The sequence below is a fragment of the Neobacillus sp. PS3-40 genome, from assembly GCF_030915485.1.
In the GTDB taxonomy this organism is placed as follows: domain Bacteria; phylum Bacillota; class Bacilli; order Bacillales; family Cytobacillaceae; genus JAUZPL01.
The window spans coordinates 1053761-1080332 of sequence record NZ_CP133266.1; the positions used below are offsets into that span (position 1 = coordinate 1053761).

The 26572-nt window shown below is 37.2% G+C and carries 27 protein-coding genes; 2 read left to right on the forward strand and 25 right to left on the reverse strand.

The genetic code is table 11. The features are described 5' to 3' along the window. Positions 1 to 24 precede the first annotated feature (24 nt). From RCG20_RS05390 to RCG20_RS05435, 10 genes are all read right to left on the reverse strand, one after another. The gene (locus RCG20_RS05390; RefSeq protein WP_308183216.1) at positions 25 to 828 is read right to left on the reverse strand and encodes a pyruvate, water dikinase regulatory protein; all 804 of its coding nucleotides are present in this window, start codon (positions 826 to 828) and stop codon (positions 25 to 27) included. A 33-nt stretch (positions 829 to 861) separates the two neighbouring features. Continuing rightward, a complete protein-coding gene (locus RCG20_RS05395) occupies positions 862 to 1497 on the reverse strand; it encodes a transcriptional regulator CcpN (protein WP_308183217.1) in 636 nt (211 codons plus the stop codon). Positions 1498 to 1619: 122 nt separating this feature from the next. Continuing rightward, on the reverse strand, positions 1620 to 3002 hold the full coding sequence (locus tag RCG20_RS05400; protein WP_308183218.1) for a glycine--tRNA ligase: 1383 nt from the start codon (positions 3000 to 3002) through the stop codon (positions 1620 to 1622). A gap of 308 nt (positions 3003 to 3310) precedes the next feature. Then, positions 3311 to 4063: a DNA repair protein RecO gene (gene recO, locus RCG20_RS05405; protein ID WP_308183219.1), complete on the reverse strand. Its 753-nt coding sequence runs from the start codon at positions 4061 to 4063 to the stop codon at positions 3311 to 3313. Between the two features lie 33 nt (positions 4064 to 4096). After that, entirely contained in the window at positions 4097 to 4240 is a 144-nt protein-coding gene (locus RCG20_RS05410) for a YqzL family protein (protein WP_308183220.1), read from the reverse strand. A 157-nt stretch (positions 4241 to 4397) separates the two neighbouring features. Continuing rightward, positions 4398 to 5321, reverse strand: coding sequence for a GTPase Era (gene era, locus RCG20_RS05415; protein ID WP_308183221.1), 924 nt, complete (start codon positions 5319 to 5321; stop codon positions 4398 to 4400). Then, positions 5311 to 5496, reverse strand: a complete 186-nt coding sequence (locus RCG20_RS05420) for a cytidine/deoxycytidylate deaminase family protein (protein ID WP_308183222.1) — start codon at positions 5494 to 5496, stop codon at positions 5311 to 5313. The genes era and RCG20_RS05420 overlap by 11 nt, the downstream gene beginning before the upstream one ends. Positions 5497 to 5783: 287 nt before the next feature. Then, positions 5784 to 6170, reverse strand: a complete 387-nt coding sequence (locus tag RCG20_RS05425; RefSeq protein WP_308184295.1) for a diacylglycerol kinase family protein — start codon at positions 6168 to 6170, stop codon at positions 5784 to 5786. Continuing rightward, positions 6154 to 6624, reverse strand: coding sequence for an rRNA maturation RNase YbeY (gene ybeY / locus RCG20_RS05430; RefSeq protein ID WP_308183223.1), 471 nt, complete (start codon positions 6622 to 6624; stop codon positions 6154 to 6156). Before ybeY ends, RCG20_RS05425 begins: the two co-directional genes overlap by 17 nt. After that, positions 6621 to 8798 carry an HD family phosphohydrolase gene (locus RCG20_RS05435; RefSeq protein ID WP_308183224.1) on the reverse strand — a complete coding sequence of 726 codons (2178 nt, stop codon included), beginning with the start codon at positions 8796 to 8798 and terminating at the stop codon, positions 6621 to 6623. The genes ybeY and RCG20_RS05435 overlap by 4 nt, the downstream gene beginning before the upstream one ends. A gap of 1094 nt (positions 8799 to 9892) precedes the next feature. Between RCG20_RS05435 and RCG20_RS05440 the strand changes: the two genes are divergently transcribed. Continuing rightward, entirely contained in the window at positions 9893 to 11005 is a 1113-nt protein-coding gene (locus RCG20_RS05440; RefSeq protein ID WP_308182784.1) for an IS110 family RNA-guided transposase, read from the forward strand. Between the two features lie 685 nt (positions 11006 to 11690). Here the strand turns inward: RCG20_RS05440 and RCG20_RS05445 are convergent. From RCG20_RS05445 to rpsU, 8 genes are all read right to left on the reverse strand, one after another. Beyond that, positions 11691 to 12665, reverse strand: coding sequence for a PhoH family protein (locus tag RCG20_RS05445; RefSeq protein WP_308183225.1), 975 nt, complete (start codon positions 12663 to 12665; stop codon positions 11691 to 11693). Further along, positions 12662 to 13855 (reverse strand): sporulation protein YqfD, encoded by a 1194-nt coding sequence (gene yqfD, locus RCG20_RS05450; protein ID WP_308183226.1) that lies wholly within the window; start codon positions 13853 to 13855, stop codon positions 12662 to 12664. The genes RCG20_RS05445 and yqfD overlap by 4 nt, the downstream gene beginning before the upstream one ends. Beyond that, positions 13852 to 14154 carry a sporulation protein YqfC gene (yqfC, locus tag RCG20_RS05455; RefSeq protein ID WP_308183227.1) on the reverse strand — a complete coding sequence of 101 codons (303 nt, stop codon included), beginning with the start codon at positions 14152 to 14154 and terminating at the stop codon, positions 13852 to 13854. The genes yqfD and yqfC overlap by 4 nt, the downstream gene beginning before the upstream one ends. Positions 14155 to 14268: 114 nt before the next feature. After that, entirely contained in the window at positions 14269 to 14685 is a 417-nt protein-coding gene (locus RCG20_RS05460) for a hypothetical protein (RefSeq protein ID WP_308183228.1), read from the reverse strand. Between the two features lie 39 nt (positions 14686 to 14724). Further along, positions 14725 to 15687, reverse strand: a complete 963-nt coding sequence (gene floA, locus RCG20_RS05465) for a flotillin-like protein FloA (protein WP_308184296.1) — start codon at positions 15685 to 15687, stop codon at positions 14725 to 14727. A gap of 48 nt (positions 15688 to 15735) precedes the next feature. Beyond that, complete coding sequence (locus tag RCG20_RS05470) at positions 15736 to 16380, reverse strand: NfeD family protein (RefSeq protein WP_308183229.1); 645 nt, start codon at positions 16378 to 16380, stop codon at positions 15736 to 15738. A 131-nt stretch (positions 16381 to 16511) separates the two neighbouring features. Beyond that, positions 16512 to 16958, reverse strand: a complete 447-nt coding sequence (locus tag RCG20_RS05475) for a GatB/YqeY domain-containing protein (RefSeq protein WP_308183230.1) — start codon at positions 16956 to 16958, stop codon at positions 16512 to 16514. 16 nt (positions 16959 to 16974) lie between these two features. Next, a complete protein-coding gene (gene rpsU / locus RCG20_RS05480) occupies positions 16975 to 17148 on the reverse strand; it encodes a 30S ribosomal protein S21 (protein WP_007087607.1) in 174 nt (57 codons plus the stop codon). A gap of 249 nt (positions 17149 to 17397) precedes the next feature. Between rpsU and RCG20_RS05485 the strand changes: the two genes are divergently transcribed. Continuing rightward, on the forward strand, positions 17398 to 18318 hold the full coding sequence (locus RCG20_RS05485) for a Na/Pi symporter (RefSeq protein WP_308183231.1): 921 nt from the start codon (positions 17398 to 17400) through the stop codon (positions 18316 to 18318). A gap of 21 nt (positions 18319 to 18339) precedes the next feature. Here the strand turns inward: RCG20_RS05485 and mtaB are convergent, their stop codons facing one another. The 7 genes from mtaB to hrcA form a co-directional block, all read right to left on the reverse strand. Then, the gene (gene mtaB / locus RCG20_RS05490) at positions 18340 to 19692 is read right to left on the reverse strand and encodes a tRNA (N(6)-L-threonylcarbamoyladenosine(37)-C(2))-methylthiotransferase MtaB (RefSeq protein WP_308183232.1); all 1353 of its coding nucleotides are present in this window, start codon (positions 19690 to 19692) and stop codon (positions 18340 to 18342) included. A 5-nt stretch (positions 19693 to 19697) separates the two neighbouring features. Next, entirely contained in the window at positions 19698 to 20447 is a 750-nt protein-coding gene (locus tag RCG20_RS05495) for a 16S rRNA (uracil(1498)-N(3))-methyltransferase (protein WP_308183233.1), read from the reverse strand. A 133-nt stretch (positions 20448 to 20580) separates the two neighbouring features. Further along, positions 20581 to 21522, reverse strand: coding sequence for a 50S ribosomal protein L11 methyltransferase (gene prmA, locus RCG20_RS05500; RefSeq protein ID WP_308183234.1), 942 nt, complete (start codon positions 21520 to 21522; stop codon positions 20581 to 20583). 18 nt (positions 21523 to 21540) lie between these two features. Then, positions 21541 to 22671: a molecular chaperone DnaJ gene (gene dnaJ, locus RCG20_RS05505; protein WP_308183235.1), complete on the reverse strand. Its 1131-nt coding sequence runs from the start codon at positions 22669 to 22671 to the stop codon at positions 21541 to 21543. A gap of 237 nt (positions 22672 to 22908) precedes the next feature. Beyond that, entirely contained in the window at positions 22909 to 24741 is a 1833-nt protein-coding gene (gene dnaK, locus RCG20_RS05510; protein ID WP_308183236.1) for a molecular chaperone DnaK, read from the reverse strand. Between the two features lie 38 nt (positions 24742 to 24779). Continuing rightward, positions 24780 to 25394 (reverse strand): nucleotide exchange factor GrpE, encoded by a 615-nt coding sequence (grpE, locus tag RCG20_RS05515; protein ID WP_308183237.1) that lies wholly within the window; start codon positions 25392 to 25394, stop codon positions 24780 to 24782. A 78-nt stretch (positions 25395 to 25472) separates the two neighbouring features. Beyond that, complete coding sequence (gene hrcA, locus RCG20_RS05520; protein ID WP_308183238.1) at positions 25473 to 26504, reverse strand: heat-inducible transcriptional repressor HrcA; 1032 nt, start codon at positions 26502 to 26504, stop codon at positions 25473 to 25475. Positions 26505 to 26572 lie beyond the last annotated feature (68 nt).

The window sequence follows — 26572 nt, forward strand, 5'->3', positions numbered from 1 at the left end:
ATCGATGGATTATGTGTTGGAGATTTATTTCTTTTGAATATAATTTAAAATCAGATTTGCCGTTTCTTCAACTGCTTTATTTGTAACGTCAATAACTGGGCAATTCATTTTAGATATAACTTTATCAAAAAAGGTAAGTTCTTCTTTTATTCGATCAATATTTGCATAACTTGCTTGATCATTTAAACCCAATGAAATTAACCGTTCCCTTCGGATATTGTTTAATTTCTCCGGACTAATTTTTAGACCAAAACATTTTTCTGAAGGAACCTTATATAGTTCCTCAGGAGGATCAACCTCAGGGACAAGCGGCACGTTTGCTACTTTAAGTCGCTTATGGGCTAAATACTGTGATAAAGGAGTTTTAGATGTTCTTGAAACTCCTACCAAAATAATATCTGCTTTTAGAATGCCTCTAGGGTCACGTCCATCATCATATTTAACAGCAAATTCTATTGCTTCTACTTTTTTAAAATAATCTTCATCAAGCTTTCTCACCAACCCAGGCTCACAAAGGGGTTTCTTTCCAATAAATGATTGAATTTGATCCATTAAAGGACCAAGTAAATCCACGGCATAAATTCCCGCCTTTTTCGCCTTATCTGACATATACATCCGCATTTCAGGTTTGACGAGTGTATAAGCAATCATCCCGTTGTCCATTTTGACAAGAGAAATAACTTCATCAATATTCCCAATATCCTCAACATACGGAAAACCTTTTATAACCATCCCGGAACCATTAAACTGAGAGATCGCTGCTTTTGTTACTAATTCAGCTGTTTCCCCTACAGAATCGGAAACAACATATATTACTGGCATACTCATCTTCCTTTTATCAGCTCCTTCATTAATCTTTAATCATTCCTCTGCACCAAGCGCTACAAAAGCTTTAGCAACGTTTGTTTTCGTAATTCTCCCAATAACCTCATACCCTTTTTCCGATTGCCTCACGACGGGCATAGCATCAATTTGCTTTTCAATTAATTTTTTAGCAATATCGATCAAAAGATCATCCCGTTCGCACATCGTTATATTTGGCATCCTCGTCATAATGATATTGATAGGAACCGTTGAAAGATCCTGTTTGCCAATACTCGCCCTTAGCAAATCCTTTCGGGATAGTACCCCAACTAAAACTGTGTTTTGATCAATTACAAACAGTGTTCCCACATCCTCTAAGAACATTGTGCAAATTGCATCGTATACAGAAACATTTTCATTTACCGCCACTGGGATAGACTGATAATCTCGCACTTGAATTTTTTGAAGGTTTTCAGTTAAAAGCTGAACACTTGATTTTCCTGTATAGAAATAACCGACCCGGGGTCTTGCATCTAGAAACCCTGCCATCGTTAAAATGGCCAGATCTGGTCGCAGTGTGGCTCTTGTCAAATTCAATTGATCAGCAATGTGTTCACCAGTGATGGGTCCACCTTCTTTAACTATTTCGAGAATTCTTTCTTGACGCTTATTTAGCTCGATCGTCCTCACCACCTATACTTGCCCAAGAAGGCATTTTTAAAGGTCATACTTATATAAAATTATTATATACTAATTCCTTTTGAAAAGTATTCCGTATAAATGAAAAAAGGTGCAGTATTTTGCACCTTTTTCCTTTAAAATTGGAGTTTTTCTTCAATAAAATTAACTAACTCTGAAATCGGTACTCGCTTTTGCTCCATTGTATCACGATCCCTTACAGTTACCATTTTGTCTTCTTTTGAATCAAAATCAAATGTAATACAGAATGGTGTACCAATTTCATCATGACGGCGGTAACGTTTACCAATTGAACCTGATTCATCATAATCGATTGAGAAATACTTTGATAATGTCCCAAATACTTCTTTTGCTTCTTCAGAAAGCTTCTTAGATAATGGTAAAATAGCTGCTTTAAATGGAGCAAGTGCCGGATGTAAATGCATTACTGTTCTTGCTGTACCATCTTCAAGCTGTTCTTCATCATAAGCATCAATTAGAAATGCCAACGTAACCCGATCTGCACCAAGAGATGGTTCGATACAATATGGAACATATTTTTCATTTGTTTCGGGATCAAGATAATGGAAGTCTTCACCTGAATATTCCATATGTTGTTTTAAATCATAATCTGTACGAGAGGCAACACCCCAAAGTTCGCCCCAACCAAATGGGAATTTAAATTCAAAATCAGTTGTTGCATTACTATAGTGGGAAAGTTCATCATCTGAATGATCACGAAGTCGTAAATTATCCTCATTAATTCCAAGCGTCAGCAACCAATTTTTAGCAATTTCCTTCCAATAATCAAACCATTGAAGCTCTTCACCAGGTTTACAAAAAAATTCGAGTTCCATTTGTTCAAATTCCCTAGTTCGGAAAGTGAAATTTCCAGGGGTAATCTCATTTCGAAAACTTTTACCTATTTGGGCAATTCCGAATGGAATTTTTTTCCTCATTGTTCTTTGTACATTTTTAAAGTTAACAAAAATACCTTGTGCTGTTTCTGGGCGAAGGAAAATCTCATTTGTGCTTGATTCTGTTACCCCTTGAAATGTTTTAAACATTAAATTAAATTGACGAATATCTGTAAAATCATGTTTACCACAATCTGGGCAAGCAATAGCATGTTCTCTAATTAGTTCCTCCATTTTTTCAAATGGTAATCCATCAACAACTAGCTCAATCCCTTTTTCATCAAGAGCATTTTCAATCAACTTATCTGCTCGATGACGTGCTTTACAATTCTTACAATCAATCATCGGATCATTAAAATTACCAATATGTCCGGAAGCTTCCCATGTCCTCGGATTCATTAAGATAGCTGAATCTAAGCCAACATTATAAGGAGATTCTTGGATAAATTTCTTTCTCCAAGCCTGTTTAATATTATTTTTTAATTCAACACCAAGCGGCCCGTAATCCCACGTGTTTGCTAATCCTCCATAAATTTCAGATCCCGGAAAAATAAAGCCTCTATGTTTTGCATGTGAAACAATCTGGTCCATAGTAGTTCCCATCATTTAACTTCCTTTCTTTTTTAAGGAAATGTGTTACCATCACCTTTTTTAAAAATAAAAAAACTCCCATCCCTATGCTAAATGCATAGGGACGAGAGTTACCCGCGGTTCCACCCTAATTGCTACAATCATGCAGCCTCTTTAAACTAACTGTGTTGCTCAAGAATGCCTTCCTTAGTGTACTATACCCCTAGCTTCCACTATCCTAGGTTCGCTTTTATAGAAACCTCTAAGTACTACTTTCTATCACTGCAACTATTCATGTTAAAGAAATAGTATCGAAAACAAAAAACATTGTCAACTACGTTTTATAATAAATCACGAAAACGATCCATTGAATTAAGGAATTTCTTCGATTTTAGATGAAGACCAGAATATTCATCATAGTAAGCGGATATTATCTTTTTCAATTCCACCTTTGTTTCTTCTTTTACCGATATTTGCCCAAGTCGCGATAAATCAAAATAATAAAATAGCCTTAATAATTTAGCAGAAGCTGGCGAGATTTTAAAATGATATGGATCTTTATTAAGGCAACGATGACAAATAAAGCCGTTCTCTCGAATCGAAAAAGAAAAATTTCCGTCTGTGCTACCACAAACGGAACATTTATCTAAATTTGGATACAATCCCATTACATTTAACATTTTCAACTCAAATATATTCATCAAAATATCTTGGTCATAACCTTCATTCAAATAATGCAAGGTTTGATGGAGCAATTCAAATAAAAATGGGTTTGGCTTTTTTTCTTCTGTACCCTTATCTGTTAATTCAACAATATAACTTGAATAAGCGGTTAAAAAGATGTCTTCACGGATTGAGCGCATGGATGTATTGATTTCTCCCTGTTGCAAGCTTCCCAGACCTTTTCCCATTTGTACAAGGAAATATCCATGGGTAAAGAGCTGAGTGATGGCTGAAAGACGGCTATTAGGCTTTTTCGCCCCTCTAGCCATAACCCCAATTTTCCCCCACTCACGTGTATATAATGTGACAATTTTATTGGTTTCACCGTAATCTGTTGTTCTAATAACAATGCCTTCGCATTTTTGCAGCATTCATTGTCACCATCCATGTGGGCGAAGACAAACTTATGAAACGGGAAAATCGATTTGTGCTAGTTCATCATCCAGATTACCGGGTATTTCTTGTTTGTCCTTCTCAAGTTCCTTAAAGAGAAGATATGTGTCAATATTACCTGTCTGACTAAAAACACTCCAGGTAAAATCCAACATCGAAAACCCCACCTTTCAATATTTAGACTAGCCTTAATTAATCCCAAACCTTACATTTATCATAGCCTGTCTTTCGAAAATCATAAGTCAAAAAAATTGTTAATGTTGTCCATGCATATTCTAGTCATGCGGTTAATAATCTAGTTAAGGTCGAATCTTAATATTCATCCTCATTAAACCCATAATCACGAAGTTGAGACGCTTTATTACGCCAGTCTTTTTGAACCTTAACCCAAAGCTCCAAGAACACTTTAGAACCGAGTAGATTTTCGATATCTACACGTGCGCGCATCCCAATTTCTTTTAACATACTCCCTTTTTTACCAATAACAATCCCTTTTTGGGAGTCTCGTTCAACGATAATGGTTGCCATTACATTGATAACATCCTTATCTTCTCGACGTTCCATTTTATCAATTACTACAGCAAGAGAATGTGGTATTTCTTCTCTTGTTAAGTGAAGTGCCTTTTCTCTAATTAGCTCAGAAACAATAAATCTTTCAGGATGATCTGTTACCTGGTCAGCAGGATAAAATTGCGGTCCTTCTGGTAAATAAGATTTAATTTGCTCTAAAAGTTTCTCAACATTGTTTCCCTCGAGAGCTGAAATAGGAACAACTTCTTTGAAGGGAAATTTCTCATTATATGATTCAATGATGGGAAATAATTCATCGGGATGAATCTGATCAATTTTATTAATCACAAGAAAGACAGGCGTCTGTACTGTTTGAAATTTTTCAAGAATAAATTCTTCCCCACGTCCGAATCCTTCTTCTGCATTTACCATAAACAACACTAAATCGACTTCTTTGAGTGTATTTTGAGCCACTTTCATCATAAAGTCACCAAGCTTATGCTTAGGTTTGTGAATCCCTGGCGTATCGATAAAAATGAGCTGGGCATCATTTAACGTTAATACCCCTTGAATCTTATTCCGAGTTGTCTGGGGTTTATCACTCATTATGGCAATTTTCTGACCAATCACTCGGTTCAAAAATGTAGATTTTCCAACGTTTGGTCGACCTATGATAGATATAAATCCTGATTTATATACTTTATTGTTTTCACTATTACTTTTCATGCATATCCTCCGATGAAAAAGCTCCTGGTAATAATTTTGCAACGGTAGTTTCTTCTATTTCCTTTTTGGTGTTTGTTAAGCCACTAAGGGTAGCATCAACTTTAAATTTACGAATAAGGAACAAAACCTTTTCCCTTGCTACTTTTGCTTCTTCTATTATTTTTTCAATGTTCAATTTGCGTACTCCTATTTCAAAACAGAAGGTGCCGCTTTCTTTATTTTAACTCATAAATAAACGAAATTCATTATTTGTAGCAAATTTGTAACAATGATTTAGAATTTTCTCATAAATTACTATTAACACATTGTTAGAGCTACTTAATTAGTTTAGCGAATTTCAAGCTCGTTTTCAAATTCCCTTTAAAAACACAGTCTTGAGATTATAAAACTCGCCCTAAGGGCGATGATTAGGCGTAGTTGCACTTAGCGCTTGCAGATTTTATGGATAAAAATTTTGATAAGCTAAAAAAGCCTAAAAAACTTTGGTAAAAAAAGAATCAATCCAACAATAACTGAAAAGATAGCGTAAAGAAATACTGCCCCAGCAGCTAAGTCCTTTGCTTGTTTTGCGAGTGGGTGGTATTCATTAGTCACAAGGTCAACTACACGTTCAATTGCTGTATTTATTAATTCTAAGGCCAACATTCCGCCAATAGCAAAAAGGACAAACAACCATTCTGATCTCGTAATTGAAAAGTAAAAGGAACATCCAACAACAATAATGGAAATAAATAGATGAATCCTTATATTTCTCTCATTTTGAATAGCATTTTTTATACCGCATATTGCAAAAGAAAATGATTTCCACAATGGTACTCGCATGTTTTTTTTATTATCGTTCAAGTCCATACTCATCTAATATTTCCTTCTGCAATGTAAACATTTCCTTTTCGTCATCTTCTGTCATATGGTCATAACCGAGAAGATGTAAAAAGCCATGAACTGTTAGAAAGCCAAGCTCTCGCAAAAAAGAATGCCCATATTCTTCAGCTTGTTCCTTCGCTTTTGCAATTGAAATAATAATATCACCTAAAACTCTTGGCATCCCAGCACCAATAAGTTCTATTTCACCTTCACCAAGCTCCTCCATTGCAAAAGAAATGACATCTGTTGGTGCATCCTTGTCCCGATAATCTCGGTTAATTTCCCATATCCGTTCATTGGTAACAAAGGTCACAGAAACTTCACTATCAGCTTCTACATTCTCCTTCTCGGCAGCAAAATTCAATAGCTTTTCCATTTCACTAATCTGTTCTTCAGTCAATTCATTTGTTTCATCTAAAAAATCAATAGTTAATGTCATGCATGTCCCACTTTCTGTTTTATTATTTCCGGATATTCAATCCGCGAATGGAAAATCCCTTTCAATGTATCACAGAGAGTCTGTGATACGATTTCAAGTTCCTTTAATGTAAGGTCACACTCATTTAGTTGCCCATCTTCCAATCGATCTTCAATAATATTTTTCACTAATGATTCGATTAGATCTGGAGTCGGTTGTGTTAAAGACCTGACAGCAGCTTCAACACTGTCAGCAATCCCAACCACTGCATTTTCCTTTGTCTGTGCTTTAGGTCCTGGATATCGAAATTCCTCTTCTTTAAAATCTGCTCCTCTTTGCTGTGCTTTATGGAAAAAATATTTTAATAACGTTGTTCCATGATGTTGTTCCGCAATCTCAATAATTTCTTTTGGCATATGATACTTTTTTAAAATATTTACCCCATCAGCCACATGAGCAATAATAATATTAGCGCTTTTTTCTGGTAGCAATCGATCATGAGGATTATTTTGATTTAATTGATTTTCGATAAAAAAGTTTGGTCTGCGCGTTTTTCCTACATCATGATAATAACAGCCCACTCTTGCTAATAATCCGTTAGCACCGATTGCCTCACAGGCTGATTCCGCTAAATTAGCCACCATTACACTATGATGGTACGTACCTGGTGCCTCCGTTAATATCTTTCTTAAGAGTGGATGATTTGGATTTGAGAGTTCAATTAATCTTAAACTCGAAAGAATTCCGAAGCTCGACTCTAAAAAAGGGAGGAAACCAATCGTTAAAACAGCTGATGAAATCCCTGAAACAAGGGCTGATAGTAAATAATACCCATAATCTAATCCAGAATAATGCCCATTCGAAAGGAATAACAGAGCAAGTATGGTCACTAAATTAACTGATGCGGCAAACATGCCAGCTTGTAAGATTTTTGATCGGTGGTTTTGGCTACTTAAAAAAAGAATTCCTGCTAAGGCACTAAAAAGGATGTATATACCCTCTGAATAGTTTAGTGTCCCCGTAATTCCCTCATTAAATAAAATACTCCCGCAAACCGACATTACAATCGAGAATAAAATTGCTAGCTTCTCATCAATCAGAATTTTTATCAACATACCTCCCATTGCGGCTGGAAAAAGATATCCAATTCCTGCAAAATTAACAATTTGTAGCATACTTATTATTTTTATAAGCAAAATTGAAACAGCAAAAACAATTCCAAACATGAGTAGGTATGTTTGCCTCTTTTCAACATTTGTTTTCATTTGATAAAAGTAATAATAAATTGATGATAAAAAGATGATGATAAAAAAAGCTAAACCAAGAAATGGCTTAAATGCATTCCCATTATCAAGAAGTCCAACAAGCTTCAGTTGCCTAAATATCTCCCTGTTGATTAATTCACCTTCCTCAACGATGATTTGTCCTTGAAGAATTTTGACTGGCTCTACACTTTTGGATGCCTGTTGGCGAAGTTCCTCTGTGGCTGATGAGTCATAAAACTCATTTTGGATAACAGCATATCTCCCTAACTCAATCGCAGCACTTTTCAAACCTTTATTCAATGTAGTATATTTTAATTCTTCTTCAACCTTTTTTTTCGCATTTTCAACATTTTCTGCTGAAATCCTTTTGGTCATGACATTATTGATCGATGTAACAGTTAAATCTTTTGCAATTGATAATTCATCATCTTTTGCTTGAATAAGGCTTGAAAATACCTGATCAGAAAGGTCCTTCGTCACGCTGTCTGTTAATTTTGCCTTCAATCTTGTAATTTTATTTGAAATATCCTGTTCGAACGTTTTTGATGGCAGTTTATCAACGTTTAACAATTGCTCCTTTTTCAGTTCTTCTTTCATTTCAGCGTTGGCCTCAAGGGCTGAATCAAAAATCGAGGTAATAAGATCAACACGGTTTTGTGTATATTCTTTTTTTAGAATATATACATCTTGTACTTGGTCAAGAGCTTCTTTTCGCTTCTTCTCCGTACTCTGATTGTCCTCAACAGTACCAGGGGAACGTATTGTCATATCTGCAACCGTAAACAAACTTAAATCTAATTTTTCGGGTTTGACACTATTAAACATAGCCAAAAAAAGAATAATTCCTAGAGCAAGGAAAAATAATACACGAAAAAAAGTAATATCAAGCAGTTTACGAACCCGAACAAAACGTTCTTGAAGTTTTTCCAAAGAAGTCCCCTCCTTTAAATGCCTTTTTGAAAAACACAGAAAAATTCCAGCATTTTCTTAGTATGATCTTAAAGCTTTCGTCAAAAAACTGCAAAATAGAAGATAATATTTACTCAAAGAAAGCAGCACTTATGTAAAATGATAACAGTTTTATAGAAAACTTTCACCTGTAAAGAAAACTCGCCGATTGGCGAGCCCCTAAGGGCAATGATTAGGCGTAGTTGCGCTTATACGCGAGAATAATTTATGGATATAAATTATGGTTAGACAAAAAAGATACTATTCATTTAGGAGAGTTGTTAAGCCTCTGTTAATTGGGTAAATAAACAATATATGTAAATAACATTCAAAAAGAAAAAGACTGTCCTTAATGAACAGCCAGATTGTCGAGAAAGGGGTATTTTTCTCGGCAATATTTATTTTCTCTGCACCAAAATACCAAACTTATGAATAATCCCTGCAAATTGGCCTGTTGATTTCCGCTCCAGGCACTCGCTTTCCGCGGGGAGGTCCTGGAGTCTCCTCGGGGCGTTACCGCCTGCGGGAGTATGGGGCTGGGGAAACCCCACAGGCGCTTTAGCGAGGGCACTGAAAAACTTTCTTTTTTAAAACTACAAAATAGCCTTTTATAAAAAAATCAACATTCGTTCCATATTCTTGGAAGAAGAAGCAACTCTTTTTCTTGTATTTGGATTCTGGGCTAATCATTATAACCTAGAAGTTTTATTATTCTTTTTAAATTCCTGTAAATAAAGCAATTGCCCCCTTAATCTTCCCCAAGAGCAAGAAAAAAGCAAGATTGCTGCCCCGAATAGAGCCTAATCATCCCTGTGATCGTGGAAAAAGCCCACATGCTGTCCCGAATGGAGCTTAATCCCCCCTCCTGATCGTGGAAAAAGGTAGAAGCGCTCAAATAACTGAGCGTTCTACCTTTTTATGTTGGGAACTTTTTCAGTGGCCTCCGTTTTGCACCGAGTTATCATGAACGAAACTAGCTCCTTACTCGTAAATTCGTAGGTTAATTTGGTTAGAATGTTTACTGATGAAAAACAAAAAACCAAATCAGAGCTACATTACGGAAGGAGCTAGTCATTATGAAGGATACCATAAAATATGTAGGTTTAGACGTATCAAAGGAAAAAATTGCAGTCGCTATTGCCGATGAGGGCCGAGGGGAGCCTAGATACCATGGAATGATTCCTCATACACCAGAAGAAGTGAGGAAATTAATGAAAAAATTGGGCAGCCCGGAATCTCTGCGAGTGTGTTATGAAGCTGGTCCGACAGGATATCCATTGTACCGACTATTTATCACACTAGGGATTCACTGCTCGGTGATTGCCCCGTCTCTTATTCCTAAAAGACCTGGAGAACGTATTAAAACGGATCGCAGGGACTCTGTTCGCTTAGCTCATTTATATCGGGCTGGAGAGTTGACTCCAATTTATGTACCAACTCCAGAGGATGAGGCTCTGCGGGATCTTGTTAGGTGTAGAGAAGATGCCAAAGAAGACGAACTGAGAGGAAAACACCGATTAAGTAAATTTTTACTGCGTAATGATATTAAACCTCCTACTGGAGTAAATAAGTGGACAATCAAATATTTCAGATGGCTGGACACTTTAAAATTTGAAAACCCTTCTCTACAAGTAACCTTCCAGGAATACTACCACCAACTCAAAGAGTTAGCACAACGTATTCTAAGGTTAGAAGAAGAAATTAAAATTCTAGCGAGTGAAGGTGTCCATGCCAAAAAAATTCAAGCACTCCAATCATTAAGAGGAGTAGCTCTTATTACAGCGACAAGTATTGTAGCAGAAATCGGTTCTTTTAAACGTTTTACTACACCGAGGCAATTCATGGCTTATGTTGGTTTAATCCCTAGCGAGTATTCGAGTGGTGAAAAAAGGAGACAAGGAGAAATAACCAAAACAGGTAATCGACACGTACGGCGTTTATTGGTAGAGTCTGCCTGGAGTTATCGGTATCAACCCTCTGTTAAAGGAGAACTACAAAGACGGCAAAGTGGGCAATCACCAACGATTCAGGCAATATCGTGGAAAGCACAGAACCGACTCCACAAGAAGTATTTCCGCTTATTATCAAGAGGGAAAGAAAGCGGTAAAGCCATTACAGCAGTAGCGCGAGAATTGGCAGGTTTTATTTGGGCAGTGATGCAAGAAGTAGAAGATATACCTCAAGCTTAAAAGGTTACGTGTTCCTCAAAGCAAGATAGATGTATAAATAGAAAAATGAGAATAGGGCTCGAAGGCAAAGAGAAAAACCGGAAAGGAAAATCCACGTGCCTCCTCTGTGCTATATCTAAATAGATTAACGCACGTCCCGAGTTAGTGGAAAAGTCCTTTATACGGAAAGATAAAATGTGAAAACCCACGAATATCAGAGCGCTAACCGCTGTAGAGATTTTTGCCTTCGTGCCGTGTTCTTACCTTCTATTCAAAAAAAAGAAAAAGGAGGAAGGATCATTTCATCTTTAGCTAAAAAAGTGTCTCACCTCTTGGAATAGCTGTCAAGAAGAGCACTTGACAGCTATTCCAAGAGGTGAGAAGTGGTCAGTAAGCTAAAGAAGGAGCTATTCTAGCCAGAATGGCTAAATACCCTACTAAGACAAGAAGCCGAAAATAGCTTCTCTTCTTAAGAGTACCCAAAAACAAAGCAAAACCTATTTTGGAGTGGGGGCCTTGACAGTTTCGTTCATATCAGGAGGCTCCCCGGCACGCCCGCGGAAAGTGAGCGCCTGGAGCGGAAATCAACAGACCAGTTACAAAGCTAATATACTATTATCATTATAACAAATTAACGCGGTGAATTATTAAATAATCTTTGCAAAATAATAAGCTGTCGAAGGGTTTTTCGACAGCCTGACTGTGCTTAATGAACAGCCTTTTTGCTACTTTTTTCATATGCCTCAACAATTCGGCCAACGAGCGGATGGCGAACAACATCACTTTGTTCTAAAAATACAAAGCCAATTCCCCTTACTTCCTTTAGGATTTCCTCAGCGACAACTAAGCCTGATTTTACTCCTTTTGGTAAATCAACTTGTGTTTGATCACCTGTAATTACCATTTTCGAGCTAAATCCTAGCCGAGTAAGAAACATTTTCATTTGGGCATGTGTTGTGTTTTGGGCTTCATCCAAAATAACAAATGCATCTTCCAATGTACGTCCTCGCATATAGGCTAGAGGGGCAATCTCGATCGTTCCTCTCTCAATTAACCTTTGTGTATGCTCCGCACCAAGAACATCATGTAAGGCATCATACAAAGGCCTTAAATATGGATCAACCTTCTCCTTTAAATCTCCTGGTAAAAATCCAAGGCTTTCTCCTGCTTCCACTGCAGGCCTGGTTAAAATTATTTTATTTACCCTACCATTTTTCAGGGCATTTACCGCCATTACTACTGCAAGGTATGTTTTCCCTGTTCCTGCGGGACCAATCCCAAAAACCAGATCATTTTCTTTAATAGCAGAGATATAATTTCTTTGGCCAAGCGTTTTAATTCGAATTGATTTTCCTTTTACATTTTTGGCTATTTCTTCATCGTAAAGGTTTTCAAAATATTCAAGCGTTCCTTTTTGCGCCATTTGAATAGCAAACAAAACATCCCTTTGACTAATGTTTACACCCTTACGTATAACAAAAACCAATCGGTCGAGAATTTGTCCAGCAAGTGTTACTCTCTCTTCTTCTCCAGACAAAGCAACAGTTTCTCCTCGTGTAATAATAGAAACACCAAGCTCTGTCTCAATAATTTTTAAGTTAGAATCAGAATTTCCAAAAAGCGATAGTGCTTCAACTGGATTTTCTAGCTGCACATTTATTGTTTTCAAATTTTCTGTCATTCACTTTTCTCCTTGGTAATCGGTTGTCCTTTTGCGATATTTTCGATTATTTTAAAATGTATATCCAATTTAACTTTACCATTCACAAACGTCTTGTGTAAAACTTTTTCGTCTTTAATGATAGCATCTTCATCCAAGCGGTTTTTTATATCTTTTTTTGCCATGTCTACTGCTATTCCCACAGATTCCAGATTATTATAAATTCGAATAATCTCTTCTTGCTCACGTATGGTTTCATTAACAACTGAAATAGGAAGTTCCCATTTCAAAAAACGGATTCGTTGACTATTTTTTTCCGTCTCATATTTAGCAAATTTATGCTTTTCAAAACCCCAAATTGGAATCTCCCATTTTCCAATCAGCAAAGAATACTTTTTTTGTTCATGCCCATTGAACACATTGAATTTCGTTTGAAGTGGCAGTTCAACATGGCTTTTATACCATGTTTCTCCCCAGATTTCACCTTTTGCCGCAATTAGTTTTTCTTCGCCTTCTTTACCAATCATTCCTGACACAAGTAATTGTCCAGGGACAACTTGATCATTTATCATAACAACTGGCTGTCCTTTTTCAACGTACATATTCACTATTGTTGCTTTCTTTTTTGCAACCAAATTTCGGGGTGATAACAGTTCTGGCTCCTTTGGTTGATTTTTTTCAACCACTTGGAAATGGTAGGTTGTCCCGTTTAGTTCTACACCGACCCAGGTAAGTGCTCCAATATGATCGGTAAGTTTCCTTTGGATAGTTTCGACATTATCAATAAAGAATTGGACCTTGCCGACCTTAACCCCCATTTTGTCCAATTCTTTCCAAATTTGATGCTCAGTTGCTGGTTTTGCCCCTTTAATCTCAATTCCCCAAACCACATTGGACAACAGCAAAATTAAACAAAAGAAGAGAATCGCACCAAGTAAAAACCCGCTATTTTTTAGTGTGCGTTTTAATAAAAATGGTACTCCATCCCGTTGTAAAAAGCTAAGAGTACATTCACTCTTTCTTGCAAATTTCCTCAAATTCATAGCATCGTTTAATCTCATTTTAAATGTGACTGTTTCTGTTCCATGATGCTTTACATTCCAAATATGGAGCTTATTTCTAATCAGGACATTTAGAAAGCGCTCAATTCCTTTTCCTGTTACTTTTACCGTTACTCTTCCAAACAAAAATTCGATCCAATGGTTCTTCATTTTGGTCCTCCCGAATTCTCCGTTATATAAATAACCTGATCAATTTTCCCTTCCAATAAAATCTCTTCGGGTAAAATGGTTTTAATGACAAATGATTTACCTTTTATCAATAGCTGCCCTTGCTTTAATAGCAGTCGAAGTTCTTTGTCTGTAAATGTTAATAATCCTCGATGGTTCTCAATGTAAACATGAATTTGCCCAATCATCGTAATTCGGGGTAAATCCATCATGACATCCTGAGGTAGATCCATTTTTTTTGCCATCCATTGCCGGACAAGCCCGCCCCACTTTTTTGCCATAAAAAAAGAACCCCCTTTCATCTCATATTTATGAAATGAAAGGGGGTTCTAGCACTTCTTTTTATAATTTGAACGGTGTTTTATGGACGCCAGATGATAATTTATCTTTTAATCTTAGTATTTTCTTTTGGCAAAATAAGATTTTTTAGATCGCGGCTCTCCAAGTATTTCAGACCAGATGACTGCATCAACTAATTTCTTTTGTTCTGCAAATCCATTAACAAGGAATTCTTCATTTCCTTTTTCAATCTTTTGTGTTTCTTTTACAATCGGATTCATTTCATTTCTAAGAGAATTGTTGGGTTTCTGTTCCATATTCTCCACACTCATCAAAACAGGTTCATTCGGCAATAAGGATTCTGGTTGAATAGTACGCGTTGAATTTTCTTTAAGCCTTTTATAAGCCTCTTGAAAATCACCTCGATTGATTGAAACAGGTCGAGATTGTGTTTCTCCATTTTTCGATTTCTTTGCATTTTTATAGATTGTTGTAATAATACCAATAATAATAGCAATGGTTATCGTCTGCAAAAGCACAACCCCCTTTTTATAATCAGTTGGTCATAACGACTATTGACCGTCTTTCTTATCACCATTCATCTTTCCAATTGATCCTCTCATTTCAGTATCAGCTGAGATATTTTGAAAGTTCATATAATCCATTACGCTAATATTTCCAGATTTCAAAGCTTCAGCCATTGCAAGCGGCACTGTTGCTTCTGCTTCGACCACCTTTGCTCGCATTTCTTGAACACGGGCCTTCATTTCTTGCTCTAATGCAACAGCCATGGCACGGCGTTCTTCTGCTTTTGCTTGGGCAATTTTCTTATCTGCTTCTGCTTGTTCAGTTTGAAGCTCAGCACCAATATTTTTACCGATATCAACGTCCGCAATATCAATCGAGAGAATTTCAAATGCGGTTCCAGCGTCAAGACCTTTTGATAAAACGGTTTGTGAAATTAAGTCAGGATTTTCAAGCACTTTGCTATGGCTATCTGAAGAACCAATTGTGGAAACAACTCCTTCACCAACACGGGCAACTACTGTTTCCTCACCAGCGCCACCTACAAGTCGATCAATGTTGGCCCTAACCGTAATTCTTGCCTTTGCCTTTACTTCAATCCCATTCATTGCAACGCCTGCAATGAATGGTGTTTCAATAACTTTAGGGTTAACACTCATTTGCACGGCTTCTAATACATCCCGTCCTGCAAGGTCTATTGCAGCACATCTCTCAAAAGATAATTCAATATTGGCCCGATGTGCGGCAATAAGAGCATTTACAACGCGGTCAACATTACCTCCAGCTAAGTAATGGCTCTCAAGCTGGTTGGTTGAAACATTTAATCCTGCTTTATGCGCCTTTATAAGAGGATTAATAACACGGCTTGGCGTCACTCGACGAAGTCTCATCCCTACAAGTGTAAAGATATTAACATGAACCCCTGCTGCAAGAGCGGAGATCCATAGCATCACTGGTACAAAAGACAATAAAATTCCTAAAAAAATTAAAATGACAACCGCAATTACAATCGCAAAGACTGCTTCATTAGAAATGACCAAATTTAACTCCTCCTATCATCATTTTTTACTACTTTGCTCTCTGACTACTATGCGTGCACCCTCAACCTTTATTACTGTGACTTTAGAGTGTTGAGCTATAAAGCTACCTTCACTCACTACGTCAATTCGTTCATCGTTAAATATGGCAGTACCTGCAGGTCTAAGTGTTGTTAGAGCAACACCTTCCATTCCCAAAAGATCAACACGGTTTTCATTGGAAACATAGCCATCTTCCTTCCGAGCTGAATCAAAAAGAACCATTTTATTAAATAACATAATTCTTTTATCAAAAAACTTTACCATAATAAAGAAGAATACAATGGACAAGAAAAGAGAGAGTAACAATGAAATTCCGATTGTAAGACCAGTTCCTCCTGCTAAGAAAAGGCTTGCAATTAACGCAGCAACACCAAGCGTTCCAGCAATAGCCCCAGGTAAGAAAAATTCCAAAAAGATAAGGACCATTCCTGTGACAAATAAGGCAATTGTGCCATACCCTGCGAGGCCAGCTTGGAAATGCCCGTAGAAATAGATTAATAATGCTGTTATTCCAATAAAACCAGGTATTCCGAACCTAGGTGAAAATAATTCCAAAACAATTCCAATCCCAGCAATAGTTAACAGTGCTGTTACTATAATTGGGTTAATGATCAATTCAACCAATCGAATCCCCCCTTCTTTTTTCTCTGACTATATATTTACGTTAGACGACGAAGAAAGTTTCACCTATGTGACATTGTACTCTAATTTTAAAAAGACCGTAAGCAATTAGCTTACGGCCTCGTATTAGATGTCTATGAAAGGTGTTGTTGTACAAGTTTATTAACAAGTGACCCATCTGCTTTGCCCTTTACTTTTGGCATAATAGCAGCCATCACTTTTCCCATATCCGCTTTTGAATTTGCACCGATCTCTGAAATTGTTTCTTTAACAATTTCAGACAGCTCATCATCTGAGAGCTGTTCCGGCATGTACAGTTCAACGATCGCCAACTCTGCACGTACTTTTTCAACAAGGTCTTGACGACCTGCTTTATCAAATTCATGGAGGGAGTCTTTGCGTTGTTTTGATTCGCGAGAAAGGATTGTTACCTCTTCCTCTTCGGAAAGCTCATTATTACCGAGCTTAATCGCTTCATTTTGCAATGAAGCTTTTATCATCCGAATAACAGAAAGTTTGTCTTTTTCCTTATTTCTCATCGCTTGTTTCATGTCATTATTTAAACGCTCGAGAAGACTCAATTAATTACACCCTCTCTTAAAACTTACGTTTTCTTGCAGCTTCAGACTTTTTCTTACGTTTTACACTTGGTTTTTCGTAGAATTCGCGCTTTCTTGCCTCTTGCAAAGTACCAGTTTTAGACACTGTACGTTTGAAGCGACGAAGAGCATCTTCAAGCGATTCGTTTTTACGAACGACGGTTTTAGACATTCTCTTTCCCTCCCTCCGAAACACAACACACTAACATCAATCCATGTACCTTGCAATTATAATATAACCTTGATTTAAGGTCAACAGTAATTAATTAATCTAAACAAAGCTTTTAATTTTCTGATTACTGGGATTTTTTTAAAAAGTACATCTTGAATTTATTTATTCACTATTTACTGTAATTAAACATTATTTTTATAGCATGTCCTTCCATTGCAGGCCATAAAATGAAGAAGGAGGACAAAAGAGATGCTTTATATTTTATTATTTATCCTTTGTATTTTACTGTTTGTTTTTGGCATGAACATTATTAGATTTGGTTTATTTAATTTATCCGCTGATAAGTTAAAAACGTGGCTTACAAAACTGACAAGTACTCCGCTTAAAGGAATGCTTACAGGAACATTTATTACCGCACTTTTGCAAAGTAGCACAGCTGTGATGGTCATAACCATCGGATTAATTTCCGCTCGAATTATGACCTTTCCGCAATCGATTGGTATCATCCTTGGTACAAATATCGGTACTACTTTTAAAACTGAACTAATTACGTTTGACGTTGATGCTGTGATTATCCCAATTGCTATAATTGGAGCTTTTTTAATCTTATTTAAAAATAGAAAATCAAGAAGCATTGGATTCTTACTTTTTGGTATTGCTTCCGTTTTCACTGCTATGAAAGGATTTGAACTTTTAGCCAGGCCATTAACATCTATCCCGTTTGTAAGACATTCATTATTGTCTCTCAATGATAGCATTTTCTTCAGTATTGTGATTGGTGCCACCATTACAGCAATTATTCAATCAAGTACTGCTATGACAGGGATCGTAATGGGTTTTTTAACTGTTGGACTTTTAAAACTAGATGCAGGGATTGCAATTGTTCTCGGTGCAAATATTGGAACGTGTATAACTGCCATCATCGCCTCAATTGGCGGTGGTCAGGAAGCAAAGCTCGCTGCCTATGCCCATGTCTGGCTTAATGTTTTTGGAGTGTTGCTGTTTATTCCACTCATTCCATACTTAACCATCCTAGCACCAAAGTTAGCAAGTGCCAAGGATGTTCAATTAGCCCATATTAGTGTAATTTTTAATATTGTAACGTCCCTAATTATTCTTCCGTTTGCAACAAAGTTTGGGCATATGATTTTATATTTCCATAAAAAATAGACGGGAGGCCCCGTCTATTTTCTATATTGCTGCTTCTTCAGTTTTTAATCCATCCTCAAGAATTTGGATAAATTGGCCTTCATTGAATGGGTAACCGGCTTTTGTTACTTTTACTTTTACAATTTTTCCGATCACATCTTTATTAGCTTGAAGAACTACCCTTAAATAATTATCGGTATATCCTTCGTATAATCCTTCATCCTGGCCGTCATTGTAACGATTCTCAGGGATAACTTCCAAAACTTCTCCTTCAAACATGGAAGCATATTCCTTAGCAAGTTGATCTGATAAAGAAATAAGGCGATGAACACGTTCTTCCTTTACTTCTTCATCAATTTGGTCTTCCATCCTAGCTGCAGGTGTTCCTGTTCGCTTAGAATATGGGAAAACATGTAACTCGGAAAATTTATGTTTTTTTATGAAATGATAGGTTTCCATAAACTCTTCTTCAGTTTCCCCAGGGAATCCAACAATTACATCGGATGTAACAGCAAGACCTGGTAGCACTTCTTTCAAACGATCTAGTCTTTCGCTAAAGAATTCCATTGTGTACTTACGGCGCATCCTTTTTAATACAGAATTAGAACCAGATTGAATTGGAATATGCAAATGTCGAACGATAATATTTGAATGTTTTATAACTTCAATCACTTCATCTGTAATTTGGCTTGCTTCAATAGATGAGATACGTAAGCGTTTTAGCCCATTTACCCCTGCTTCTATATCACGTAATAGCATAGCTAGATTGTAATCCTTCATGTCTTCGCCATATCCACCCGTATGAATTCCAGTTAGGACAATTTCTTTGTAGCCTGCATCTACCAATTGTTGTGCTTGATGAATCACTTCTTTGGGATCGCGTGAACGCATTAAACCACGAGCCCACGGGATAATGCAGAATGTACAAAAGTTATTGCATCCCTCTTGAATCTTAAGTGAGGCGCGGGTTCGATCCGTAAAGGAAGGAACGTCAAGCTCTTCATAGACACGGTTTTTCATGATATTGCGAACACCGTTTATTGGCTGCCGTTCTTGTTTGTATTGTTCAATGTAATCTAACATTTTGATTCGATCTTGCGTACCGACTACAATGTCAACACCAGGAATAGCCATTACTTCTGCAGGTGATGTCTGGGCATAACAACCTGTTACACAAATGACAGCATCAGGATTTTTCCGGACTGCGCGCCTAATAACTTGACGGCTCTTTTTATCCCCGGTATTTGTCACTGTACATGTGTTGATTATATAAACATCTGATGTCGATTCAAAATCAACCCGGTCATATCCTTCTTGTTTGAATAACTGCCAGATTGCTTCAGTTTCATAATGATTTACTTTACATCCAAGAGTATGAAACGCTACTGTTGGCATATTCCTCACCCCATTAATTCAAAATGATAGGAAGCCGCAGCAAGTGCATATAATGGCGCGGTTTCCGTTCTTAAAATTCGCGGGCCTAATCCGCAAACTGCAAAGTCATTTTCCTTTAAAAGCTGAATCTCTCCCTGTGACAGACCACCCTCAGGACCAAAAAGCAAAAGGAGTGACTCACCCTTTTGCATTTTTTTGAGAGTTGATGCGAACGTCGAGGTTTCCCCATTTCTACTCTCATCTTCAAAGGCTACTAATTTAAAATCATATTGTTTGCTTTTCTGTAGTAAAGTTTTAAAACTAACAGGGCTTACAACATCCGGCATTATTGCACGATGGGACTGCTCCGCAGCCTCTTTCGCAATCTTTTGCCATCTTTCCACCTTTTTAGTTGCTTTTTTTTCATCCCATTTTACAATCGAACGGGCTGCTACAAATGGGATAAATTCATATGCACCTAGTTCTGTTCCCTTTTGAACGATCAAATCTAGCTTATCCCCTTTGGGAAGTCCACTTGCAATCGTAATAAAGATAGGCAGTTCTGAATTCTCTTCTTTCCATTGTACAACATCTGCCACTACTTGATTAGCGGTTATTTCTGCTATTTTGCATTCAGCTATTTTTCCTTCAGGATCAACACAAATGATGCACTCACCAAGCTGCATACGCATTACTTTTATAATATGATGGTGATCTTCACCGTCAATTATAAATTGATGATCATTTGTAGATTTCTTAACAAAGTAGCGTTGCAAACAAAGCACCCTCTCTAAAGCAGATTACCTTTCATTTTGGCTATGTAAAACAAACTCTGTCCTGTTTTAGCTAACCCAGCCTATAAATAGAAGAAAAAGGGGTTCCATGTAAGAGACCCCTTTTCAGCAAAAGTTATTTTCTCTTAGCGATAATCGCAACCCAATCTTCCATTAGAATGGTTTCTACAATTTCAAAGCCAACGTTAACTAATGCATCTCTAACCTGTTCTTTTTTCTGTTGAATAATTCCAGAAGCAATGAAATATCCATCTGGTTTAACAACACTAGCCACATCATCCGTAAATCTTAGAATAACTTCGGCAAGTATATTGGCCACTACAACATCTGCTGAGTTTTTGGCAACGCCATCCAGCAAATTATTTTGTGTAATGTCAACAGACTCACTCACTTTGTTCAACTCGATATTCGCTTTTGCAGTTGTAACAGCAACTTCATCAAGGTCATACGCCGTAATATGATCTGCTCCAAGCATAGCTGCAGCAATACTTAATACTCCTGAACCAGTTCCAACATCAATAACCTTGTCCCCACTTTTTACGGTTCTTTCAAGTGCCTGTATACACATCACTGTTGTTGGGTGGGTTCCGGTACCAAATGCCATTCCAGGATCCAATTCAATAATTAATTCATCACTACTAACTGGCGTGTAATCTTCCCAAGTTGGTACAATTGTGAATCTCTCAGAGATTTTCACAGGAAAATAGTATTTCTTCCATGCAGTAGCCCATTCTTCTTCATTTACTTCACTAATCGTTACTTTGTTCTTTCCAATATCAATATTATAAAGAATCAAATTATTAATTGATTCTTTAATGGCTTCAATCGTTTCACCCAAAAAACTATTTACATGTAGGTATGCTTTCACAATGACACCCTCTTCAGGGTAATCATCAGGATTCAGTTGGTAGATTTCCCCAAATTGATCTTCTCTTTCTTTACTTAGCTCAAACGGATCTTCAATGACTACACCACTCGCTCCAGCCTCATGTAGTATATGAGAAATTGGTTCAATCGCCTCGTTTGTTGTATGAATGCTGATTTCAGACCATTTCATTTCTACCAACTCCAATCCTTACTCGCCCTTAAAGGCTCTTTTTACTTTCGAAAAGAAGCTTTTTTCATGATCGCCAATTGGTGAAGAACCACTAATTTCCGCAAAATCACGAAGAAGTTGTTTTTGCTTATCAGATAACTTTGTTGGTGTAAGAATACGGACCAGAATATGCTGATCACCTACACCATATCCACGGACGTTCGGAACCCCTTTTCCCTTTAGACGGAATTTTGTTCCTGTTTGTGTTCCTGCAGGAATTTTCAACTTTATTTTACCGTGTAAAGTAGGGACTTCAATCTCAGCTCCGAGCGTTGCTTGAACAAAAGTAATCGGCATTTCACAATAAATATCATCGCCGTCTCTTTCAAAGAATTCATGAGTTCGTACTTGGAAAACAACATATAAGTCGCCTGCTGGACCACCATTTGTTCCTGCTTCACCTTGACCAGCCATTCTAAGCTGCTGACCATCATCAATTCCAGCAGGAATTTTCACGTGGATTTTCTGGCGTTTTTTAACTTTTCCTTTGCCACCGCATGTGGAGCATTTCTGTTTAATTTCTTTTCCAGTCCCATTACAATAGTGGCAAACTCTTCGATTAACTATTTTGCCAAATGGCGTATTTTGTTCAACGTTGAGTTGTCCTGTTCCATGACAATGCTGACATGTTTCTGGACTTGTACCTGGCTTGGCTCCCGAACCAAAACATGTATCACATGTTTCTTCACGCGGAATTTCTACATCTGTTTCCTTACCAAATGCAGCTTCCTCAAAAGATAAGGTCATCGTATACTGAAGGTCGGCACCTTGTCTTGGTGAATTTGGATCATGTCTTCTCGTGCCACCGCCACCAAAGAATGTATTAAAAATATCCTCAAAACCACCAAAACCTCCACCGCCGCCGCCACCAAAACCTCCAAAGCCTTGGTTAGGGTCAGTATGTCCAAATTGGTCGAAATGAGCACGTTTTTGATCATCACTTAAGGTTTCATATGCTTCTTTTACTTCTTTAAACTTTTCATTTGCATCCGGTTCTTTATTAATATCCGGATGGTATGTTTTTGATAGCTTTCGATATGCTTTTTTTATTTCGTCTTTTGAAGCACTTTTACTTACACCAAGCACTTCATAGTAATCCCTTTGAGTCATGATTAGCCACTCCCGAATCTTCACATAAAGATTATTTTAACACCGAAATGATGATAAATGCAATCATTAATAAGTGTATTTAGCAGAAAAACAAGACGGTTTAACTATCCCCACTTAATTATGAAGAATCATTAAATTGATTATACAAATGCAAATTAAGGCGGTATGAACAGAGCATAAAGAAAAAGTCAAAGCCCATAGACTGACTTTGACTTTTTCATATGTTGCTAAAGCCTATTATTTGTCATCTTTTACTTCTTCAAATTCAGCATCAACTACATTATCATCTTTACCAGCATTGCCTTGACCATCTGGTCCCTGCTGTGCCTGTGCTTGTTTAGCAGCTTCTTCATAAAGCTTAACTGTTAAATTTTGTACAAGCTCTTGAAGAGCATCTTTTTTGGAACGGATTTCTTCAAGCTCATTTTTCTCGATAGCCGCTTTTAAGGCATCTTTTGCTTCATTTGCTTTTTCAACTTCAGCAGCGTCAACTTTACCCTCAAGATCTTTTAGAGTTTTTTCAGTTGTGAAAACAAGTTGGTCTGCTTCATTGCGAAGGTCTACTTCTTCTTTGCGCAACTTATCAGCTTCAGCATTTTCTTCCGCTTCTCTTACCATTTTTTGAATTTCTTCTTCAGAAAGACCTGTTGAAGATTTAATGGTAATCTGTTGTTCTTTATTCGTACCAAGGTCTTTTGCACGAACATTAACGATACCATTTTTATCAATATCAAATGTTACTTCAATTTGTGGAATTCCACGTGGAGCCGCTGGAATATCGGTTAATTGGAAGCGTCCAAGTGTTTTGTTGTGTGCAGCCATTGGACGTTCACCTTGAAGAACGTGGATATCTACAGCCGTTTGACTATCAGCAGCCGTTGAGAAAATTTGTGACTTAGATGTCGGAATGGTTGTATTACGGTCAATCAATTTAGTGAATACAGCACCCATTGTTTCGATCCCAAGTGATAATGGAGTAACGTCAAGTAATACAATATCTTTTACATCACCAGTGATAACACCACCCTGAATAGCTGCGCCCATTGCAACAACTTCATCCGGATTTACTCCACGATGTGGTTCTTTACCAGTTGCATTTTTAATTGCTTCCTGAACGGCAGGAATACGAGTTGATCCACCAACAAGAATAACTTTATCAAGTTCAGATGGAGATAAACCTGCATCACTTAAAGCCTGACGTGTTGGGCCCATAGTACGCTCAACAAGGCCTGCAGAAAGTTCATCAAATTTTGCTCTTGATAATGTTACTTCTAAATGAAGAGGGCCAGCAGCTCCAGCAGTAATAAATGGTAATGAAACTTGTGTTGATGTTACACCTGAAAGATCTTTCTTTGCTTTCTCAGCAGAATCCTTCAAGCGTTGCAGTGCCATTTTGTCTTTTGAAAGATCAATTCCATTGTCTTTTTTGAATTGTTCCACGAGATAATCAATAATCACTTGGTCAAAGTCATCCCCACCAAGGCGATTATCACCAGCAGTTGATTTTACTTCAAAGACGCCATCACCAAGTTCAAGTATGGAAACGTCAAATGTACCACCACCAAGATCATAAACAAGAATGGTTTGATCTTGATCTGTTTTATCTAAACCATATGCAAGTGCTGCTGCAGTTGGTTCATTGATAATACGTTCAACTTCAAGACCAGCAATTTTCCCTGCATCCTTTGTTGCTTGACGCTCTGCATCATTAAAATATGCTGGAACTGTAATAACAGCTTTAGTTACAGGCTCTCCAAGATATTCCTCTGCATATGATTTTAAATATTGTAAAATAATCGCAGAAACTTCTTGCGGTGTATAATCTTTACCCTCAACTTCTACTTTGTGAGATGTACCCATATGGCGTTTAATAGACATAATTGTGTTAGGGTTTGTAATTGCTTGGCGTTTTGCCACTTCTCCAACTTGACGTTCGCCATTTTTAAATGCAACAACAGATGGAGTTGTCCGATTTCCTTCTGGATTTGGGATTACCTTTGGTTCCCCACCTTCAAGAACAGAAACACATGAATTCGTTGTACCAAGGTCAATACCGATAATTTTACTCATAGCCTTTTCCTCCCAATTAACTTAAAAATATGTAATTATTATTGATTAACTTTAACCATTGAAGGACGAATGACTCTGTCCTTAAGAATATAACCTTTTTGAAATTCTTCAATTACAATATTTGAACCAAAGTTTTCATCCTCGCCTTGCATGACCGCTTGGTGAAGATGTGGATCAAATTCTTTCCCAACAGCTTCAATCGGTTCTAAGCCCTCTTTTGTTAAGGCATCAACCAAGCCGCGGTATACCATTTCCATTCCTTGTAACATTGAGTCAGACTGTGAATTTTCCTTACCCATAATTAGGGCTCTCTCAAAGTTATCAAGAGCTGGTAAAATATCTAAAATTAATTTTTGCGCTCTATATTTTTCGCCTGCTTCAGATTCCAGTCTAGTGCGACGGCGGAAATTATCAAAATCTGCTTGATTACGAAGGTTGCGATTGTCTGCTTCCTCCAATTTTTTTTCGAGTTGAGAATTTTTTTCCTTAAGCATTACCAACTCTTCTTCAATAGAGCTTACTTCAATGTCAATAGACTGATCTGCTGCCTCAGAGAATTTAGGCTCCACCGTTTCTTCTTCGGTAAGTTCAACATTCTCACTATTTTGCTTATCTAATTCTTCATATGTTGTGTTATTTTTTTCGATAGTCAACTTACTCACCTCCCTTAAAGGATCTATATCACGGGTGGGATTGTAAAAAGGCAAACACCCTTATCAATATCTCCAGCACTATTTGTTTTGATACAATTTCGTTAATACAGACGTTAAATCATTACTTAAAAATTGCAACAAACTGATTACACGCGAGTATTCCATTCTAGTTGGTCCAAGGATCGCAATGGTTCCTAACTTCTCAGCTCCAATGGAGTAGGTTGCTGTGATCAAGCTACAATTCTCCATGGCAAGGTTATTATTCTCACGGCCAATTTTCACATTAATTCCTGCTGATTTCTTCCTAATTAATTCAGAGACCCATTCTTCATGCTCTATCATATTCAGCAAACTTCGAATCTTGGTTAGATCATGAAAATCCGGCTGACTTAAAATATTGGTTTTACCACCGAAGAATAATTTCTCGTTGATAGGCATTTTGAACGTTTCTGCAATGGTGTAGAGCATTAAATCAACGTTTTGAATATGTTGACGCAGCAACGTAGATACTTCTCTATAGATTTTATCGTTTAATTCATCAAGCGGAACATCTATCAAGCGTTCATTTAGAATATTAACCGTTTTTTCAAGTTCACTTGCATCAATAGATGCTGGTAAATGAAAAATACGATTTTCCACGTGACCTGTATCTGTCACAAAAATAGCAATTGCTGTTTCTTTATTCAACGGAATAATTTGAATCCGTTTTAATTTGTTAATGCTTACTGCAGGACCTAAAACAATCGATGTGTAATTAGTCAATTCGGATAAAATTTTTGCCGATTTTTGAATGATTTTTTCAAACTCAAAGATCTTCTCAGCAAAGATTGATTTCAAGGTGGATTTTTCTTGCTGATTTAATATTTGTGGTGCTAGTAAATGATCGACATAATATCGATAACCTTTTTCAGACGGTACCCGTCCTGATGAAGTATGTGTCTTTTCGATAAACCCCAACTCTTCCAGGTCTGCCATTTCATTGCGAATGGTAGCGGAACTGAAGGAGATTTCCTCTTTTTTAGACAAACTCCTAGAGCCAACGGGTTGAGCAGATCGAATAAAGTCATCAACTATAACCTGTAGAATTAGTAATTGACGATCTGTTAACAACATTCATCACCTCTGTTAGCACTCCTCATTGTTGAGTGCTAAATCTATTAATAAATTATCAAAATAGA